The following is a 1612-nucleotide window of genomic DNA, read 5'->3' as shown; positions in this document are numbered from 1 at the left end:
TTAATTCTCCAGAACCAACCTGATAGTTTTTCCATAGATTATAGATATCAATTTTGTCTTGCTTAGATAATTTAGACATAATAAAAACCTCGAAATTAATTTGTCTTAATTTCGGGGTTCAGATCATAACTCAATTTTCTATTAATGTTTTTAAATAAAAGAACGACAAAAAACATTTTGTTAGTAAAACAAAAAAGCGCTCAAGCATAAAGCTTGAGCGCCTTTTATAAAATTATTATTACCTACCAACAAACTTTCTTAAATTTTAATTTAAGAAAATCAGGCAAAATTTGCAGGTATAAATGATATCACTTAATTGTTAGTTAGTAAGTATCTTGACAAAACACAAAATCTTACGTTTACTTAATTCCCGTGGATAAAGTCCAAGTTAATGAGGTCGTATAAGTTCCTGCTGCAATATTGGCATCGGTTGGTAAAGCTAATTGAATATCACTTGGATCCCAAGCAAAAACGTAAGCACCACCACTACTAGTAACTGATACTGTAGTTCCAACCTGAACTGCAGTACTATCGGCAGCTAAATTAACCGTCAAATTTTTAGTTGTTATAGCATCAATAATGCTATCGTCATTACTAGTATATCCTTTATCCGCAACATTCTGCGTTAAGCCAAAAACGTTTGCAGTATGACCAGCTGCAGTATTGTTAAAGGCTAGCTTGGCGCCAGTTATTGTTTTGGCGCTAGCACCACTTCCAGTAGTCAGCGGGCCGTCGGCTTTGACGCTTAATTGCCAATCTCCTGTAATTTTATTATTCTTATCATCAGTGTCTGTACGGCTATTTTGCTTATCAACTACTGTTACCCAAGTCTTGCCATTAACACCTCTTAAATAAGGATTAGCGGTAGTAAGCTTTGGGGTCTGGTTATCTGCCCCGGCATATCCCTTGTTAGTGTCATTGGTAGTATTATTTAAGTTCGTACCAGCTGCGGTAAAGATCGGAGCAGCGGGATTAAACTTAGTATGACTACCAAAGTCCAGCACTGCGGGCACGTATTGTAAACGTAAGTATCCGACGCCATCATCATCATGGTGCTTATTAGGATCTGGCTTGGCGTCTTGGTCCTGGCTAAAGCCTATTCCTACCGTACTATGATTGGTATCTGGTAAGGCTTTACCACCGTTCATTTTTGCATTGCCTTCTTGAGTTTTAGCTTGAATAATGGCCGGGGTAGCGGCAGCTACAGTCGATAAGACTGTGGCACTTGTCATTACCATACTGGCTATTTTAGTTAATTTCATCTTGAAGTTCCTCCTTCAAATTCAGATTTTTCATACACAATTAATCATCTTGCAATGATTATTCCAACGATTGTTTACTAATTAATAAAGATTGATCATCTTCCAAGTATTGAAATCGTGATAGGTTTTGATGGTAAAGTACAGACACGTCGCAAAGGCAATTGCTAAGAGAATCGATAATCCCAACCAAAACCACTGCACGCGGCGATAGGAAAATTTTGCAATCAATGCTTTCAAAATGACACCACCTCCTTTATAGTTAAAAACTAGCGCGGCCGAAGCATGAAAGTCCAAATTAAACCGCCGAGACTTAACACCAGTAAAACCCCGCAAATAATCGTGGCATACAG

General features: G+C 37.8%; 2 protein-coding genes. Both read right to left on the bottom strand.

The window, feature by feature from the left end:
• Positions 1-359: 359 nt before the first annotated feature.
• A complete protein-coding gene (locus tag F5ESL0246_RS08100) occupies positions 360-1262 on the bottom strand; it encodes a WxL domain-containing protein (protein WP_122019587.1) in 903 nt (300 codons plus the stop codon).
• 81 nt (positions 1263-1343) lie between these two features.
• A partial coding sequence (locus F5ESL0246_RS08415) for a hypothetical protein (RefSeq protein WP_233555745.1) occupies positions 1344-1612 on the bottom strand: 269 nt, incomplete at its 5' end.

The sequence above is a fragment of the Lactobacillus sp. ESL0246 genome (assembly GCF_003692965.1).
Classification (GTDB): domain Bacteria; phylum Bacillota; class Bacilli; order Lactobacillales; family Lactobacillaceae; genus Lactobacillus.
This window is presented reverse-complemented; position numbering and strand designations above follow the sequence as displayed.